The organism is Pseudomonas sp. dw_358 (assembly GCF_018449655.1).
Classification (GTDB): domain Bacteria; phylum Pseudomonadota; class Gammaproteobacteria; order Pseudomonadales; family Pseudomonadaceae; genus Aquipseudomonas.
This window is the reverse complement of record NZ_JAAVUX010000018.1, coordinates 21,984-38,304: the sequence shown is the minus strand read 5'-3', so window position 1 is coordinate 38,304 and position 16,321 is coordinate 21,984. Positions and strand designations below refer to the sequence as shown.

Sequence of the window (16,321 nt, the reverse complement as noted above, 5' to 3'; positions counted from 1 at the left end):
GGGCTCAGTTCGAAAAATACTGTGTCTTCTTGTTATCCATCGTGCTGGTGACGCCTTACTTGCGCCTATTCGACAAACTTGCCAGGAACGACGCATGTCAGGAGAGCGGTCATGAGCGGTCCTGACTGGATTATCTGCGAGCACTGTGATTCGGTGTATGCCCCTGTGCCGCTGGTGCGCGGCGAGGCGTCCCGGTGCGCCCGCTGTGGCGCGATTCTCGAACATGGCGGCCGCTTGAGCATCCAGCAGCAACTGGCGCTGGCCATTTCCGCGGCGATCCTGTTCGTCTTCGCCAATGTCTTTCCGGTGATCACCATCAGCCTGCAGGGCATGAGCAACGGCGCCACGCTGTGGGAGTCAGTGGAGGCGCTGGCGCAAGGGCGCATCACCCTGATCGCGGCGGTGGCGGGCCTGGCAATCATTCTGGCGCCGATGCTGCAGATCATTCTGTTGTGCTGGGTCCTGAGCTTTGCCTTGGGCGGTCATGCGGCGCCCGGCTTTCGACGGTGCATGCGTGCCCTCGAACACCTGCGGCCCTGGAGCATGCTGGAAGTGTGTCTGCTGGGCATACTGGTTGCCATCGTCAAGCTTTCCGGCATGCTCGACGTGCACCCCGGCGTGGGCTTGTGGGCGCTGGCCATGCTCACGGTACTGATTTTGCTGATTTCCGGCAAACAGGTACGGCGCCTGTGGGATGACCTGGAGGACCGCATCCCATGAGCCTCCCGCCCTTTGCCCGCGACCTCGACCTGACGCTCTGCCACACCTGCAGCCTGGCCTGCCAGGCCGAGTCCCAGGCATGCCCACGCTGTGAATCGACCCTGCACCGGCGCAAACCGGACAGCCTGTCCCGCACGTGGGCATTTCTGATCGCTGCGTTGATCTGTTATGTCCCCGCCAACCTTTTGCCGGTGATGTACACAAGCATTTTTGGCAGTGCCAGTGAAAACACCATCATGAGCGGTGTCATCGAGTTCTGGCACAGCGGCTCCTGGGACCTGGCGCTGCTGATCTTCATTGCCAGCGTCGCCGTGCCCTGCATCAAGTTTCTGGTGCTGGGCACCTTGTTGATCAGTTGCCAGCGCCGCAGCCAGTGGGCCATGCGCGAGCGCAGCAAACTTTTTCGGCTGATCGAAGTGATCGGCTATTGGTCGATGCTCGATGTGCTGGTGGTGGCCCTGGTGGCCGCGCTGGTGCAATTTCGCTCGTTGAGTAGCATCGACCCACGGCTGGGGATTCTGTTCTTCGGAATGGTGGTGGTGTTTACAATGCTGGCGGCGATGAGTTTCGACCCTAGGCTTATCTGGGATGCAGAGGTAACAGATGACTGATTCAGGTTCCACCCCGGTGCCGAGTAACCCGGAAATACGCCGCCGGCGATTCAACGTGTCGCTGGTGTGGATCGTGCCGATCGTGGCCGCGCTGATCGGGCTGTCGATGGTGGTGCATAACGCGCTGTCGGCCGGTCCGACCATCCAGGTGAGTTTCCAGACCGCCGAGGGCCTGGAGGCCAACAAGACCCAGGTCAAGTACAAGAACGTGGTCATCGGCATCGTCACGGCCATATCCCTGAGCGATGACCGCAGTCATGTCGAGGTGACTTTGCAGCTCAACCAGACCGCCAAGTCCTTCACGGCCAAGGACTCGCGGTTCTGGGTGGTGCGTCCGCGTATTGGCGCCGGCGGTATCTCCGGGGTCGATACCCTGCTGTCTGGTGCCTTCATCGGCGCCGATGCCGGTTCAGACTCGAACACCGAGAAGGATTTCGTCGGCCTGGAAACGCCACCGCCGGTCACCTATGGCCAGCAGGGCAGGCGGTTCACCCTGCACACCGATGACCTCGGTTCACTGGACATCGGCTCGGCGGTCTATTACCGGCGAATCCCGGTGGGGCAGGTGGTGTCTTACGCACTGGCCAAGGACGGCAAAAGCGTCGACGTCGATATTTTCGTCAATGCGCCCAACGACCAATACGTGACCACAGACACGCGTTTCTGGAACGCCAGCGGCGTGGACATCAGCCTCGGCGCCAATGGCCTGAAGGTGAACACCGAATCGGTGTCGTCCATTGTGTCGGGCGGGATCGCCTTCATCGAGCCCAAGTACAGCCCGAAACCCGTCCAGGCCGACCCTGGCGCGCAGTTCACTCTGTTCGGCGATCAGGAGGCCGCGCTGGCGCCACCGGACGGCGCACCGCGTTATATCAAGATGCGCTTCGATCAGGCCCTGCGGGGCCTGGCCGTCAATGCGCCAGTGGAATTCCTGGGGGTGAATATCGGCCGGGTGGTGTCGGTGGACCTGGACTACGACGAAAGGAACCAGACCTTCCCGACCATGATCGGTGCTGTCATCTACCCCAGCCGCCTGGGCAAGGTGCATGAGAAACTGTTGCAGGAGATCGCCGACGATGACGACGCCAAGTCTGCCGTTTTGCTGGGCCAGTTCGTGGCGCATGGCTTGCGCGCGCAGGCCCGCAGCGCCAACATCCTGACCGGCCAGCTGTATATCTCCATGAGCTTCGTGCCAGACGCCAAACCGGTGAAATTCGACCTCACCGCGCGTCCGTTGGAAGTGCCCACGGTGCCGGGCAGTCTGGACAAGTTGCAGGAGCAACTGCAGAGCTTCGTCGACAAGGTCAGCAAGCTGCCGATCGACCAGATTGCGGCGAACCTCAATGGCAACCTGACCGAGCTGCAGAAGACCCTCAAGCAGGTCAATGGCGATGTGTTGCCGCAAATGCGCGATACCCTGGAGCAGACCCGCAAGACCCTGGCCAGTGCCAACAGCACATTTGCCGAAGACTCGCCTCAGCGTCAGGAACTGAGCCAGGCCATGGATGAAGTGCAGCGTACCGCGCGCTCGGTGCGGACCCTCACGGACTTCCTGGGTCGCCATCCCGAAGCGTTGATCCGCGGTCGTCTCAAGGACAACCAGCCGGACGCCTACCGCTCGACCAACAACACTTCCCGTGATCCGGGTCAGGACTGATCCATGAAAAAGACCTTGTCGATACTGCTCGCGGCCGCCAGCCTCGGCGCCTGCAGTCAGGTGGTGACCCACTATTACACCCTGACGCCGACGGCCACGGCGGCCCCGGCAGCCACGGCGGCCCCGACCTTCCAGTTCGAAATGTTGACCGTGCGCATGCCGGTTCAGGTGGACCAGCCACAGCTGGTGGTGCGCCAGACCGGCGGTACGTTGTCGATTCTGGAGAATGACCGCTGGAGTGCACCCCTGGCCGACGAGTTCCACGATGCCCTGACCAGCCAGGTCGAAGCACGCCTGGGCACTCGCGATCTTGCCGGCATGCCCAAGGTGCCGGGGCGGCCCATTGTGTCCTTGCAGACCGATGTACGCCGTTTCGATTCCTTGTTGGGCAGTTACGCGCTGGTCGATGCCGTATGGAGCCTGAGCTTGCGGGGCGACGGGCAGCCCCGGCGCACGCTGACCTGTTCAAGCGTGTTCCGCCAGCCTGCTGGCACGGCCCTCACCGACCTGGTCCAGGCTCATCAGCAGGTGATCGCCCAGCTGGCCACCGCCATGGCCGGGACCGCCAAACGATTTGCCGCAGGGGAGGGTGCGCAATGCCCTTGAGGCATGCGCCTTACGCAGTCTGACGCGCTTTGCGCGGCGCCTTGTTCGCCGTGCGCTTGGCCGCTGGCTTGCGCTTGTTCTTCCAGGGGGTTTGTGCTTTGCCCGGGGGGGCGCTGATGGTCAGGCTCATCCCCAGGCAGCGCACCACCTGTTTGCTCATCCACGCCGACTGACGCTGCACGAATGCGTCCAGGGTCATTTCCCCACTCTGCACCATGTCCAGTGCCTGCTCCCAGATCGCGGTGGTACCCGGGTCGGCGATGGCCCGAGGCACCGCATCGATCAGGCTGAACGCCGCCGATGTCGCCGCCAGCGCCTTGCCTTGCTTGCTCAGGTAACCGCGATCGATAAGTCCCTGGATGATCCCCGCCCGGGTAGCTTCGGTGCCGATGCCGGTGGTGTCCTTGAGCTTCTGTTTGAGCAGCGGGTCTTCCACCAGCTTGGCGACGTTTTTCATGGCCTTGATCAAATCGCCCTCGGTGTAGGGCTTGGGCGGCTGGGTCCATTGATCCTTGACCGTGACCGCCAGCACCTTCAGCCGCTGCGCTTCGCTCAGCGCAGGAAGCACCTGAGCCGGCGGGGCCTCGCGGCCCCTGGTTGGCGCCAGGGCTTCTGGCAACGCGCGCTTCCAGCCCGGCTCGATCACCACTTTGCCCACGGTGCGCAGCGCGTGCCCCGCACAGTCGAAGTCGGCCTGGGTGCGGTCGTACTCGTGATGGGGCAGAAACTGCGCCAGGTAGCGCGCGCGTATCAGGCTGTAGACCGCGCGCTGTTTTGCGCTGAGGCGCTCGATGCCCTTGGCCGCTGCGGTGGGAATGATGCCGTGGTGGGCACTGACCTTGGCATCGTTCCAGGCCCGGGAGCGGCGCAGCGGATCAGTGTGACGCAACACCTCGGCGAGGCTGTCGTCGGCTGTCCCCAGCGCGGCAAGAATGCTGCGGGCTTCGCCATGCTGGCTCAGGGGCAGGTAGCCACAGTCGCTGCGCGGGTAGGTGATCAATTTGCAGGTTTCATAGAGCGACTGGGCGATGTCCAGGGTTTCCTGGGCGCCCAGCCCGAGCTTTTTCGAACAGACCTCCTGGAGTGTGCCGAGATCGAACGGTAGCGGTGCCAGGTCTTTCTGCCGCTCGATCTGAACCTTGACGACTCGCGCATCGCCCGCGCGCTCCATGGCCTGGGCAGCCTCCCGAGCCAGCGCCTGATCGAGGCAGCGGCCCTGATCATCGGAGGCATCGGCTGGCGGCCGCCATTGGGCGGTGAATACCTGAAGATGGCACTGCAGCTGGACCTCGATCGGCCAGAAGGGGACCGGAACGAAGGTGGCGATGCTGCGATCACGGTCGACGACCAGGCGCAGGGTCGGCGTCTGCACCCGGCCGACCGGCAACACCCCTTGATACCCGGACTGACGCCCCAGCAAGGTGAAGAGCCGACTCATGTTCATGCCGATCAGCCAGTCGGCGCGCGAGCGCCCCAGCGCCGAATGATACAAGTTGAAGGTGGCATGGCCGGGGCGCAGGTCCGCCAGTGCCTTGCGAATGGAGGCATCGTCCAGCGCCGAGAGCCACAGGCGCTGTATCGGCCCCTGGTAGCGGCAATGGTCGAGCAGTTCGCGGGCGATCATTTCCCCTTCCCGGTCGGCATCGGTGGCGATGACCAGGTCGCCGGCTTCGCCCAGCAGACGCTTGACAGCCTTGAACTGGCTGGCGGTACGCGGTTTGACCAGCATCTTCCACTGTTCCGGGACAATGGGCAGATCCGCCAGCGCCCAGCGCTTGTAGCGAGCATCGTAGGCATCTGGCGGAGCCGTCTCCAGCAAGTGGCCGATGCACCAGGTGACCGTGACCTGCGGGCCGATCCAGCACCCATCGCCACGGCGTGTCGCGCCCAGGACCTTGGCGATGTCCTTGGCCTGGGACGGCTTTTCACACAGGTAGAGGCGCATGGCGCAAAATCCGGAGACTGGATGGGCGTACAGGATGCGCAAGCTGCTGCCGGGCTGCAAGCGATATCTGTATGTCCATACAGTCTGGTAACATATTCGCGAACTATCGACGACCCGCAGCGGTCTGGTAAAAGCCCGGCGCGCAGTTCCGCGCGCGGTTTCAGGTGAGGAAGGCAGGCATGGCAGGTGAAAGCGATCTGATCGCGCATTACGGTTACTTTGCCGTTTTGGTGGGCAGCGTGATCGAAGGCGACGGCATTGCCATCATGGGCGGCATTGCCGCACGCCACGGCTACCTGGAGTTTTTCGCCACGGCATTGATGGCGGCGCTGGGCGGGATGACGGCTGACCAGACCTTGTATTTTCTGGGGCGACGCTACGGTGACTCGATCCTGTCCAGGTTTCGCCGGCACCAAGCCAAGATCGAGCGCATGCGCGAGCTGGTCCACCGCCACGAATCGCTGTGGGTGGTGGGGGTGCGGTTCGCTTATGGCTTTCGCATCATCGGCCCGCTGATCCTCGGCACCAGTGGGATCCCGCCCAAGCGCTTCATCCTGCTCAATATTTGCGGCGGGCTGCTCTGGGGCTCGGTGATGGTGGGCTTCGGCTATTTTGTCGGCGAACTGCTGCACCGCTTCGTTGCTGGCCACAAGTCGCTGGAAGTGTGGCTGCTGATCGCGGTGGTGTGGGTGGTCTCGCTGACCTTGGTCATGCGCCGCCTGTTGCGTCCTCGCGGGTGAGTGATCAGAGGCTGGAACGCAATTGCAGCGGCTCGCGGGTCGCAGTGTTTTCGCTCGGCGCATGGCCGACCATTTCATCGTAGACCGCAGGCTGGATCAGAAAGAACGGCAGTTCCGGCACGTCGATCAAAAGCTTGCGCGCCTGCTCCACCGAGGCCAGGTGCAGCGGCTCGGCATGGGCGTCGAGTACGGGGTGGGAGCGGCCCTCGGTAATGGCGTGCAAGACGTAGGAACCGCCTTCCACGGACACCAGGTCGAGTTCGGTGACCTGACCGCTGGCAACCTGTTTGCTGAGTTCATCCAGTTTCATGACGGTGCTACCTCGAATCGGCCGGGCAGCGATACGCACCTGGCACAAGGTTTCGAGCCAGCAGCGAGGGGCGAGTTCCGTCAGACAGCGTTGCGTTCTTCGGCGCACTCTGCGCTGCCCATGGCAAATTCCCGGCAGATCAGCGGTCGATTGGCGTAGATGCTGCAATTCATGCTGCGCCGGTCCAGCGCCGCGCACCAGCCGTCGTCCAGCCTGGCCATGGTCTCGCTGCCCCATTCATCGACGTCGATGAAGCGTTCCGGCACCCCCGTGTCGGTGATGAGCATTACTTCCAGGCGGCAACATTTGGCCGCGCAGGCACTGCAGCTGACGGTCGGGTCGATGTCGGGTAGAGCATGAAGCACAATCAAGGGCGGTTCCCGGGCGAGCGCGAAGGAGGTTGCCGAGGGTACCGGGCTGGTGGCCGTTTACAAGGGCTAAGTGGCGGTCACCGTGGTTTGGCGACGATCAGTCCGGGTGCGCCCCGGGCCACTCGGCATAAAGCGAGGAGTAAGGCGACAGTTCCACCAGGCGGAGCAGATGCTGAGTGACCCCCGGAAATCGGCAGACAGAAGGGCGGGTCGCGCTGGGGGCCGGGGCCTGCACCCGAGTCCGGCCGCCGCAGGCCCTGATGGCGGTCGTCCGGATCGCCGTTCCGAATGACGCCATTGTCAATGGATTTGCGGCAGCGCGGCGCCCTTGGGCCACAGGAGCCAGATCTGCCCGCTCTGCTTCATGTTGCCGGCCAGTTCGCCGGCGGCGTCGCCAGTGCCCCAGAACAGATCGGCGCGCACCTCGCCGGCGATCGCGCCGCCCGTGTCCTGGGCAGCGACCGGCCGTACCAGCGCGCTGCCATCAGGGCGCGTGGTGTTCAGCCACAGCAGGCTGCCCAGCGGAATCACCTTGCGGTCGATGGCCACGCTGTAGCCAGGCGTCAAGGGCACGTTGAGCGAGCCGCGCGGGCTTTCGTTGCTGTCGGGGCGAACGCTGAAGAATACATAGCTGGGGTTGCTGCCCAGCAGCTCGTTGACCCGCTCGGGGTGCATTTGCGCCCACTCATGAATCTTGCCCATGCTCACTTCGTCCTGCTTGAGCTGGCCCTGTTCCACCAGCCAGCGGCCCACTGGCTTGTAGGGGTAGCCGTTCTGGTCGGCGTAGCCGAGGCGCAACTGCCGGCCGCTGTCGAGCTGGATGCGTCCCGACCCTTGAATCTGCAGAAACTGCAGGTCCATGGGGCTGCTCAGCCAGGCAAGGATTGGCGCCTTGGGCGTGGTGGCCGACGCAATGGTCGTGGCGTCGTCATAGGGTTTGAGCACATGGCCCTCCAGGCGCCCGCGCAGGCGCTTGCCCTTGAGTTCCGGGTAGATGCTGTCCAGCGACACCACGATCAGGTCATCCGGTACGCCCAGCACCGGCACGTTATCGGTGGACGTACGGGTCAGGCTGCCGCGGTAGACCGGCTCGTAATACCCGGTGATCAGGCCTTGGTCTCCCTTGCCAGGCGACCGCAGGCTGTACACTTGCAGGTTGGTCTGGAGGAACGTGCGGATCGCCTCGGGAGTGGCGTTCACCTGGGCTGCGCTGCTGCAGGACACCGCCCAGACGGGGTCCTTGGTCAGCCGTACGCAGGATGACACCCAGGCTTGAAATCCCGCCACCAGGTCATTGTCGGACACGGGCGGCAATGCCTCCCAGGTACTCGGGGTGTAAGTGGCGACGGCGGGCGGCGGGGTGCTTTTGCCGCCGTTGCAGGCAGCCAGCAGGGTCAGCATGGAGACGCACAAGGTGGCCAGACAGCGCCGCAGCGGCTGCCTGAAGCGAGGGGAGATCACGCGCGGCGGTTCCTGAAAGGAGGGTGGGGCGCACAGCTTGGGGAATGTGGGGGAAAATGTCCAATGGGACCACCGCCGAGACGGTGGTCCCCCAAGGCGCTTACTCGCCGCGGATGTACTGCTCAAGCTGCTGAATCAGGTCGCTCTGCTCGGCGATGGCTTCCTTGACCAGGTCGCCTATGGACAAAAGCCCTAACAATTTGCCGTCATCAACCACCGGCAGGTGACGCAGGTGACGCTCGGTCATGATACCCATGCAAGCTTCGATGCTGTGCTGGGGCGATACGGTGATGACCGGCGAGCTCATGATCGCGCTGACCGGCGTGCCGATGGACGAGCGACCCTTGAGCACCACTTTGCGCGCATAGTCGCGCTCGCTGACGACGCCGACCACCTGGCCATTTTCCAGCACGGGCAGGGCGCCAATATTCACCTCGGCCATCAGTTTGAGCGCGTCAAGCACCATCTGCTGGGGGGCGATGGTGTGCACGTGCTGGTGGTCGAGATCCTTGAGTTTGAGCAATTCGGCGACGGTTTTCATGGCAGTGCCACTCCGTTGTTTTTCTAATAAGGGTTTATCTGTGCGCGAATAGCCAGTGGCTACGGAACCTAGAATGACACCAATTTCATCCCGCATGAAACCCCCGCACCTAACAGCAAGTTCACGAGGTTCGCCACCGTCGTGCTGGTAACTTCTGAGTCATGGGAGGACGCAGGACGACGAGCAATGATCATTCTCGTCAATGTTCAGTATGCCCGTACTTGGTTTCTCAAGACGAGCGCAAGCCAATAGGATTGACCCCATCAACTCGTTCAACCCTTTGGAGAATCACCATGAAAAACGTATTTGCTTTTACCTTGGCATTGTCGGCTCTGGCCACTTCCGCCGCCTTCGCCAGCCCGCAGCACAGCACTGTGGCTGCCAGCAGCAATAACGCCCACGCCGCTCTGGTGCAATCGGTAAAGGTCGCTCAGACCGGCAGCGTCAAGTCCTCCGACGGCTTCAAGCACGCTGCCGACGGCGACGTGATCGTCGCGGACAACGCCAAGGCTTTCGGTTCGCAGTATCAGCGTTATTGATAGTCCCCGGCAGTGGCCTGTTGCGCAGCCGCCAGGTTTGCGCACAGCGCCACGACGGCGCAGGCCTGTGCCAACTCACCGATCCCTACGCAGGTAGGGGAAATCCGGATGAGATTGTCGTGGGCATCGCGTCCATAGGGGAAAGGGGCACCGGCGGGGGTCAAGGCAATACCCGCTTCACGGGCCAGCTCCACGGTGCGCCGCGCGCAACCGGGCTGCACTTCCAGACTGACGAAATACCCTCCCAGCGGACGGCTCCAGCGCGCCGCACCTTCGGCGAAGTGCTCGCCAAACACCTGATCGACACACGAAAATTTCGGTGCCAGCACCTGCTGTTGCGCCTGCATGTGCCGTTCGATGCCTTGGCTGTCGCCGAAAAATCGCACGTGCCGAAGCTGGTTCAGCTTGTCCGGACCGATGGTACGCAAGCTGCGATGACGCAGCCACCAATCCACGGTGCTCGGTGAGCCGCCAAACACGGCCAGGCCGGCACCCGGAAACAGTACCTTGGACGTCGAGGCGAACATCAACACCCGATCACTTTGCCCGGCGGCTGCCGCGAGGCCGCAGATGTCCAGGTTCTGCGGACGTGCCGCGGTGAGGTGGTGGACCGCATAGGCGTTGTCCCAGAAAATACTGAAATCCGGCGCTGCCGTGACCATGGCGGCCAACCGCGCGACCACGGCCTGGCTATAGATCACGCCACTGGGGTTGCTGTATTTGGGGACGCACCAGACGCCTTTGATGGCCGGATCGGCCGCCACCAGGGCTTCGACCTGATCCATGTCCGGGCCATCTTCCAGCAGCGGCACCGGCAACATCTGGATGCCGAACCCTTCGCACAGGCTGAAATGCCGATCGTACCCCGGTACCGGGCAGATGAATTTGACCTCCGCTTCCCGGGACCAGGGCCGCTCGCTGCGTGGCATGCCGTGCAGCAGCGCATTGCTCAAGGCCTCATGCATCAACGCCAGGCTCGAGTTTTCACCGATCACTACCTGCTCCGCCGGCAGCCCCAGCAACGGGCCCGCCAGCAGTTCACGCACTTCGGGCAAACCCTGCAGGCCGCCGTAGTTGCGCGCATCGCTGCCGTCGCGGGTGTGCCAGCCGTCGACGCCGGGCAGCGCCAGAAAGGCTTCGGCCAGGTCCAGCTGTTCGGCCGCCGGCACGCCACGGGTCATGTTGATGGCCAGACCTCGTGCGCAGACTTCCAGGTGTTGCTGGGTCAGGCGAGCGAGTGCGGTCGGTTCGCTGGCGGGGGCGTTGCGCAGGAGTGCAGGCATTTCGGGGTCTCGGGCAGGGAAAAGAGGCGCGAATTGTCCAATGGGTGAAGTCAGTGGTAAAACGAATTAAATTTAAGGGACTCGTCAGGTTTTCTGATCAATGGAAACCCGGAACCCTTTCAGGATGCCACTGATGAAAAAGTTCGACCTGGACCTGCTGGCCATGTTTGTCGCCGTCGCCGATGGCGGCAGTTTCGTGCGCGGCGCCGAGCAGGTGCATCGCTCGCAGTCGGCGGTGAGCATGCAGATCAAGGCGCTTGAAGGCCTGGTGGGCAAGGCGCTGTTCGTGCGCAACACGCGCAACCTGGCGTTGACTGCAGAGGGGCAGACCTTGCTGGGTTATGCGCGGCGCCTGTTGCAGCTGCGGGACGAGGCGTGGGGCGCGGTGGTCCACCCGCAGGTCACCGGCCGCGTCGCCATCGGCGTGCCCGATGACTACGCTGCAACCTTGTTGCCGCCGGTGCTGCGACGCTTCTCGGCGAGTTACCCCGGGGTCGACATCGAGGTGGTCGGCTTGCCCAGTGCGGCGCTGGTGCCGCTGCTGCGTAACAACCGCCTGGACCTTGCGTGCATGACCCGTATCCCTGGGGTCACCGGCGAATTCGTGCGCAACGAGCCGATGATCTGGGCCGGGTCGCCGAACAGCCGGCAGATCTGCCGCGAGCGGCCGCTGCCCATTGCCGTGTTCGGCGAGGGCAGCGTGTCGCGTACCCATGCAATCCGCGCCTTGCAGAGCGCCGGGATTGCCTACCGCATGTCCTACGAAAGCCCTAGCCTGATGGGCCTGTTGAGTATGGTGGATGCCGGATTGGCGGTGGCGCCCCTGGCACGCTGCGCGGTGCCGGAGCGCCTGATACATCTTGATGCAGGGGAAGGCTTGCCCGCTGTCCAGTCCCTTGAAATAGTACTGGCCCGTAGTGCCCGGTCGACACGCCCGCCTTGCGACTATCTGGCAGAACAGATTCTCCTGGAATTGCGTCTTTGACGGCGCGCACTGGATCTTTTGCCCTTATGAACAATCATAAAGGCACGAAAACGAAAAAGGAGACGAGCATGCTAAGCCGGTTTTGCACCCTCACTGCCCTGTTGGCCGCCGCAGTGGCCGCCCCGGTCCTGGCTGCCGACAGCGACTCGCCGTTGCTCAAGGACCGCGGCCAATATCGGCCGCTGATCGTGATTGCCCGTTCCAGTGCCGACCCGGCCATCACCGGAGTGAAGAAGGCCCTGGAAGACCCGGCCACCAACAAGGCGTTCAAGGACCGCAATATGGTCCTCTACACCGTCGCCGGCACCATCGGCCAACGCGACGGCAAGTACCTCGACCCGCAACCGACCATGGCCATGATCCGTGAGCTCAAGCTGGGGGCCAGCGACGCGGCGTGGGTGGTGCTGGTGGGCAAGGACGGCGAGAAGAAGCTCGAAGACAAGGGTACGGTGGATCTCAAGAAGATCTTCGCCGCCATCGATCAGATGCCGATGGCCGAGAAGCAGGCCACTCCTGCCCCTGAAGAGGCGCCGGCCAAGGCAGCACCAGCCGGCAAGGGCGCCAAGGCTGGCAAGGCCGCACCGGCCGAGCCACCTTCCGGGCTGGATGACTGACAGGCCAATGCAGGGGCAGTTGGACGTTCATGACTGCATGGGCTGCCCATTGCGGCTGGGCGCCACTGCGCAATTGACCGGCCAAAGTGGGGGAGTTGCCGCTGGCCGTACAGGCCAAGCTGCTGCGGGTTCTGCAGGACGGTCACTTGCAGCGGGTCGGCTCGGACCGCGAGCACCGGGCCGACGCCCGCACGGCGCCGGCGTGCCCGAGATTGTCACCTTGCACGCCGATGACCTCGACCTGATGCCCACCGAGCGGCTGGCGGCGGCCGATCAGACCCGGCCTGCACCCGAGCTGGATCAGGGTGACCTGCGCACTCGCGTGGACGACTTCCAGCGTCAACTCATCCGCCAGCGGCTCATCGCCCAAGGTGGCAATGTCGCCGCAGCGGCTCGCACGCTCGGGATGGACCGGGGCAATCTGGTACGCCTTGCCAATCGCCTGGGCCTGGACGTCGGTCCGCGCCGTGGTTGATCTTGGCGCAACCCAAGCCTAGTCTGAGCACCTCTGAACCCAGCCTGGCCGAGGTCGCCGTTGGATTATTTCGTTGCATTGACGGCGTTCGTGGAAGCCGCGCAAAGCCGCAGTTTTTCCCAGGCGGCCGAGGGGCTGGGGATCAAGGCCTCGACGGTGTCGCGCTACGTCAAGGAGCTGGAGCAGGACCTGGGCATTGCCTTGTTCAACCGCTCGACACGGATGCTGCACCTCACCGAGGGCGGTGAAACCTTCCTGCTCCATGCCCGTCGAGTGCTGGATGAGCTGGAGCAGGCCAAGGCCGCCACCTCGGCCTTGAACCAGCACCCTCGTGGCCTCCTCAAACTGAGCTTGCCACCGGCCTTCGCCCGCCGACATGTGTTGCCCGCCCTGCCGGAGTTCCTCCAGCGCTTTCCCGAAGTGCGCCTGGAACTGCTGTTGGACGAAGCCCAGGCCAACCTGATTCAGGCCGGTATCGACCTGGCCATTCGCATCGGCACCTTGGCCGACTCGGGCCTCAAGGCGCGCAAGATCACCGAGCAGCGCCAGCTGCTGGTGGTCAGTCCGACGTTTGCCGCGCAACATGGCGAGCCCGCATCGCCCGACGGCTTGATCCGCTTGCCGGCGGTCATCGGCACTGCCCTGCTGGCCGAGCCTGAATGGGCCGGGGGGCAGCAGATCCGGATCAACGACCTTGAAGCCCGGCTATTGGCGGTGCGCCAGGGGCTTGGCGTGGGGCTGTTGCCTGACTGGCTGGTGGCCGACAGCCTGGCGGCGGGCCAGTTGTTGAAATGGCTGCCGGATTGGCAGCCCGTGGCGCCGGTGGCCGTGTGGTTTGTCTACCCGCCCAAGCGGATCGTGTCGTCCAAGGTGCGCTGCTTCATCGACTTCATGATCGAGCGCATCGGCATTCAACCGGACGGGCAGGGCCTCAGCTGAAGCGGATGTCCAAGGCCCGCAGGTAGGTCTGCAACCCGGCATCCTGAATCGGAATCAGGAAGGCCTCGGTGCCCGATTCGTTGAAATGCGCGTGCCAGTAGCCGGGCGGCGTGACAAAGGCCAGGCCGGGCGCCCAGTCGACCTTCACCGGGTTGCGTATCTTCCCGTCGGCATCCAGTTCGGTCCCTACCAGTGAATAGCAACCGGGCGGGCAGTCGATGATGAAGTCCAGGGCAATGGACTGGTGCCGATGGGGTTTCTGCACGGAGCCGGCCGGCAAGATCCCGTACATCGCCCACAGCACATGGGTCACGGTGCGGGTCTGGGGGAAGTTGCGGTTGCCCAGCAGGATACTGATGCGGCTGCGGTCCTGGGCCCGTGGGTCAGCGGCGGCTTCGCGCAGTTTGCGGTTGGCGACGTCCGCCGGGTACAGGGTCGGCGCAAAGCGATCGCTGCTGTGAGTCACGCCCAGGTAACGCAACAGCGGCTCGTCGTGCACGTAGTACAGGCGAGCGTCTTCGCTGGCGGTAAAGCGCGCGGGATCAAGGCCAGGCAGGGCGATGAAACAGCCTGCGGTCCAGGCCATGGAAGCGTCACCCTGTTGGGTCACGCCGACGCCGGCGATCACGTAGAACACTTGGGAGGTGGCATTGGGCGCCAGGGTCAGGGTGTCGCCCGCGTTCAGGCGGACGAAGTTGGCGCACAGGCCAGGCCCCGTGGCCGGCCCTTCGCAGCCCAGGGCCTCGCTCAGATCCAATGGCACCACTCGCGACGGGCCGGCATCGTAGAGCGCAGCCGGGAAGCTCTGGTACGGAATCCGGGTGATCAGGTTGGCGCTGATGGGGTTGGCGGCCTTGCTGTATTCGAAATACTCGGCCTCCTGATCATGGGTGTCGAGAGGGGTGGGCTGCAAAGCAATGTTCATGGTCGGATCCTTTTTGCTGTTGTTGTGCTGTACAGACTATAGGCAGCTGCTTCCCGGCCTTGAATCCCTCCGTCGGCACAGCACCTGTGCAGAAAGGGGCAGCTTCATTGGGCCTGTGTGGCGTATTGCAGTACAGTCAAACGTGTTGCAGGGCACATGAGGAGCCTTGCCCAGACAGGTTACCGCTCCTTCGTCATGTCCATGCTCAAACGGATCCCGCGATTCATCCCTGACAGCCTGTTTGGCCGTCTGGTCATCATTCTGGTGCTCGGCACCTTGGCGGCGCAGATGGCCACCAGCAGCATCTGGTTCGACAAACGCCACGGCCAGGCGCTGGAAATCCCCACTCGCCTGATCGGCACGCGACTGGGCGACATCCTGCAGATGGTGCGGCGTCAACCCGATCAGCTCCAGACCTTCATCGACATGGTCGGTGGCCCGCAATTCAAGGTCCGCCTGACCCCGCCGCCGACCTTGCCGGTCGCCTCGTTGAGCGACGCCGGCCGCGCCACCGAACAGTTGCTGCGTCAGGTCATCGAGGCTCGCACTGGCCATCCGGTTATCCTGTACCTGCGTCAGCTACAGTTGCTTGACGGCAGCGCGGCGCCGGCAGGGCTGGCTGCGCTGCTGAGCGCTAGCGGCACCCTCGGACGCTTTTCGCTGGATGTGCAGGTCGCAGACGGGCGCTGGCTGCAGGTGGACGCCGAAGAGGCTCAGGGCTGGACCAGTAATGACCCCTGGGACCTGGTATTGGACTACGTGGTGCGCATTTACTTGCTGCGGATCGGGGTGGTGGTGCTGATCGCGCTGCTGGCCGTGCGCCTGGTTATCGCCCCCCTGAACCGTATGGCCCGCGCGGCCCAGGCCCTGGGCAAAAATCTCCACCGTGAGCCCTTGCCCATCGACGGCCCCCAGGAAGTTCGACGGGCTGCCGAAGCCTTCAATGCGATGCAGCAGCGCCTGATCGAAACCATCGCCGAGCGCACCCGGGTGGTGGCGGCCATCTCCCACGACCTGCGCTCACCCATCACGCGTATGCGCCTGCGTGCCGAACTGGTGAACGAAGAACCGCTGCGCGATGCGCTGTGCCGGGATATTCAGCAGATGGAACAGATGGTCGCCAGCACCCTGGATTTCGCCTCCAGCAGTCAAAGCAACGAGGCACGGCAGACGGTGGACGTCAATTCGCTGGTATCCAGCCTGCAAGCCAATCTGGAAGACGAAGGCCACCCTGTGCAGGTGCTCGGCCAGGCCAGTCGCCCCGTTTCTGGCTACCCGCGCAGCCTGGGTCGCTGCCTGCAGAACCTGATGGAAAACGGCCTGCGCTACGGTGCCCAGGTGCAGGTGGTGATCAGCGAGACATCGCACCGCGTACGCATCGTCATCAGCGACAAGGGCCCCGGGATTCCCGAGGCCATGCTCGAGCAAGTGTTCGAGCCGTTCTTCAGGCTGGAAAGCTCACGCAATCAGGGCACCGGGGGCTATGGGCTGGGCCTGAGCATCGCGCGTTCGGTGGCCGAGGCCCATGATGGCACTCTGGTGTTGAGCAATGCGCCGGGAGGTGGGTTGCAGGCGGTGTTGGAACTGCCTGCCGGGTAA

Annotated in this window: 18 protein-coding genes; 11 read left to right on the top strand and 7 right to left on the bottom strand. The window is 63.8% G+C overall.

Annotated features, from left to right (window positions below; translation table 11 throughout):
- The first annotated feature begins 111 nt into the window (after positions 1–111).
- The 4 genes from HB675_RS21205 to HB675_RS21190 are packed head-to-tail and all read left to right on the top strand — an operon-like array spanning position 112 to position 3,594.
- The gene (locus HB675_RS21205; RefSeq protein ID WP_213881098.1) at positions 112–720 is read left to right on the top strand and encodes a paraquat-inducible protein A; all 609 of its coding nucleotides are present in this window, start codon (positions 112–114) and stop codon (positions 718–720) included.
- Positions 717–1,331 (top strand): paraquat-inducible protein A, encoded by a 615-nt coding sequence (locus HB675_RS21200; RefSeq protein WP_213881097.1) that lies wholly within the window; start codon positions 717–719, stop codon positions 1,329–1,331. Before HB675_RS21205 ends, HB675_RS21200 begins: the two co-directional genes overlap by 4 nt.
- Positions 1,324–2,988: an MlaD family protein gene (locus HB675_RS21195; RefSeq protein ID WP_213881096.1), complete on the top strand. Its 1,665-nt coding sequence runs from the start codon at positions 1,324–1,326 to the stop codon at positions 2,986–2,988. Before HB675_RS21200 ends, HB675_RS21195 begins: the two co-directional genes overlap by 8 nt.
- A 3-nt stretch (positions 2,989–2,991) precedes the next feature.
- Positions 2,992–3,594 (top strand): PqiC family protein, encoded by a 603-nt coding sequence (locus HB675_RS21190; protein WP_213881095.1) that lies wholly within the window; start codon positions 2,992–2,994, stop codon positions 3,592–3,594.
- A 10-nt stretch (positions 3,595–3,604) separates the two neighbouring features.
- On the opposite strand, the gene HB675_RS21185 is transcribed toward HB675_RS21190, so the two are convergent.
- The gene (locus HB675_RS21185) at positions 3,605–5,539 is read right to left on the bottom strand and encodes a DNA topoisomerase III (RefSeq protein ID WP_213881094.1); all 1,935 of its coding nucleotides are present in this window, start codon (positions 5,537–5,539) and stop codon (positions 3,605–3,607) included.
- 179 nt (positions 5,540–5,718) lie between these two features.
- On the opposite strand from HB675_RS21185, the gene HB675_RS21180 reads away from it, so the two are divergent.
- Positions 5,719–6,279 carry a DedA family protein gene (locus HB675_RS21180; RefSeq protein WP_213881093.1) on the top strand — a complete coding sequence of 187 codons (561 nt, stop codon included), beginning with the start codon at positions 5,719–5,721 and terminating at the stop codon, positions 6,277–6,279.
- 4 nt (positions 6,280–6,283) lie between these two features.
- On the opposite strand, the gene HB675_RS21175 is transcribed toward HB675_RS21180, so the two are convergent.
- From HB675_RS21175 to HB675_RS21160, 4 genes are all read right to left on the bottom strand, one after another.
- Positions 6,284–6,589, bottom strand: a complete 306-nt coding sequence (locus tag HB675_RS21175) for a DUF6482 family protein (RefSeq protein ID WP_213881092.1) — start codon at positions 6,587–6,589, stop codon at positions 6,284–6,286.
- An 80-nt stretch (positions 6,590–6,669) separates the two neighbouring features.
- Positions 6,670–6,960 (bottom strand): YkgJ family cysteine cluster protein, encoded by a 291-nt coding sequence (locus HB675_RS21170; RefSeq protein WP_213881091.1) that lies wholly within the window; start codon positions 6,958–6,960, stop codon positions 6,670–6,672.
- Between the two features lie 300 nt (positions 6,961–7,260).
- A complete protein-coding gene (locus HB675_RS21165) occupies positions 7,261–8,361 on the bottom strand; it encodes an MltA domain-containing protein (RefSeq protein WP_213881174.1) in 1,101 nt (366 codons plus the stop codon).
- 160 nt (positions 8,362–8,521) lie between these two features.
- The gene (locus tag HB675_RS21160; protein ID WP_213881090.1) at positions 8,522–8,962 is read right to left on the bottom strand and encodes a CBS domain-containing protein; all 441 of its coding nucleotides are present in this window, start codon (positions 8,960–8,962) and stop codon (positions 8,522–8,524) included.
- A 293-nt stretch (positions 8,963–9,255) separates the two neighbouring features.
- Here HB675_RS21160 and HB675_RS21155 point away from each other — a divergent pair, with 293 nt between their 5' ends.
- Positions 9,256–9,501: a hypothetical protein gene (locus tag HB675_RS21155; protein ID WP_213881089.1), complete on the top strand. Its 246-nt coding sequence runs from the start codon at positions 9,256–9,258 to the stop codon at positions 9,499–9,501.
- Here the strand turns inward: HB675_RS21155 and HB675_RS21150 are convergent.
- Complete coding sequence (locus HB675_RS21150) at positions 9,495–10,784, bottom strand: aminotransferase class I/II-fold pyridoxal phosphate-dependent enzyme (RefSeq protein WP_213881088.1); 1,290 nt, start codon at positions 10,782–10,784, stop codon at positions 9,495–9,497. The two genes, HB675_RS21155 and HB675_RS21150, sit on opposite strands and share 7 nt — an antisense overlap.
- Before the next feature lie 133 nt (positions 10,785–10,917).
- Here HB675_RS21150 and HB675_RS21145 point away from each other — a divergent pair, with 133 nt between their 5' ends.
- The 4 genes from HB675_RS21145 (at position 10,918) to HB675_RS21130 (ending at position 13,797) form a co-directional block, all read left to right on the top strand.
- Positions 10,918–11,769: a LysR substrate-binding domain-containing protein gene (locus HB675_RS21145; RefSeq protein ID WP_213881087.1), complete on the top strand. Its 852-nt coding sequence runs from the start codon at positions 10,918–10,920 to the stop codon at positions 11,767–11,769.
- Positions 11,770–11,837: 68 nt separating this feature from the next.
- Entirely contained in the window at positions 11,838–12,383 is a 546-nt protein-coding gene (locus HB675_RS21140; protein WP_213881086.1) for a DUF4174 domain-containing protein, read from the top strand.
- A gap of 202 nt (positions 12,384–12,585) precedes the next feature.
- Positions 12,586–12,858 carry a helix-turn-helix domain-containing protein gene (locus HB675_RS26010; RefSeq protein ID WP_345945787.1) on the top strand — a complete coding sequence of 91 codons (273 nt, stop codon included), beginning with the start codon at positions 12,586–12,588 and terminating at the stop codon, positions 12,856–12,858.
- Positions 12,859–12,918: 60 nt separating this feature from the next.
- Positions 12,919–13,797: a LysR family transcriptional regulator gene (locus tag HB675_RS21130; protein ID WP_213881085.1), complete on the top strand. Its 879-nt coding sequence runs from the start codon at positions 12,919–12,921 to the stop codon at positions 13,795–13,797.
- Here HB675_RS21130 and HB675_RS21125 read toward each other — a convergent pair.
- Positions 13,790–14,722, bottom strand: coding sequence for a cupin (locus HB675_RS21125; RefSeq protein ID WP_213881084.1), 933 nt, complete (start codon positions 14,720–14,722; stop codon positions 13,790–13,792). The genes HB675_RS21130 and HB675_RS21125 overlap by 8 nt on opposite strands.
- 201 nt (positions 14,723–14,923) lie before the next feature.
- On the opposite strand from HB675_RS21125, the gene HB675_RS21120 reads away from it, so the two are divergent.
- Positions 14,924–16,321, top strand: coding sequence for an ATP-binding protein (locus tag HB675_RS21120; RefSeq protein WP_213881173.1), 1,398 nt, complete (start codon positions 14,924–14,926; stop codon positions 16,319–16,321).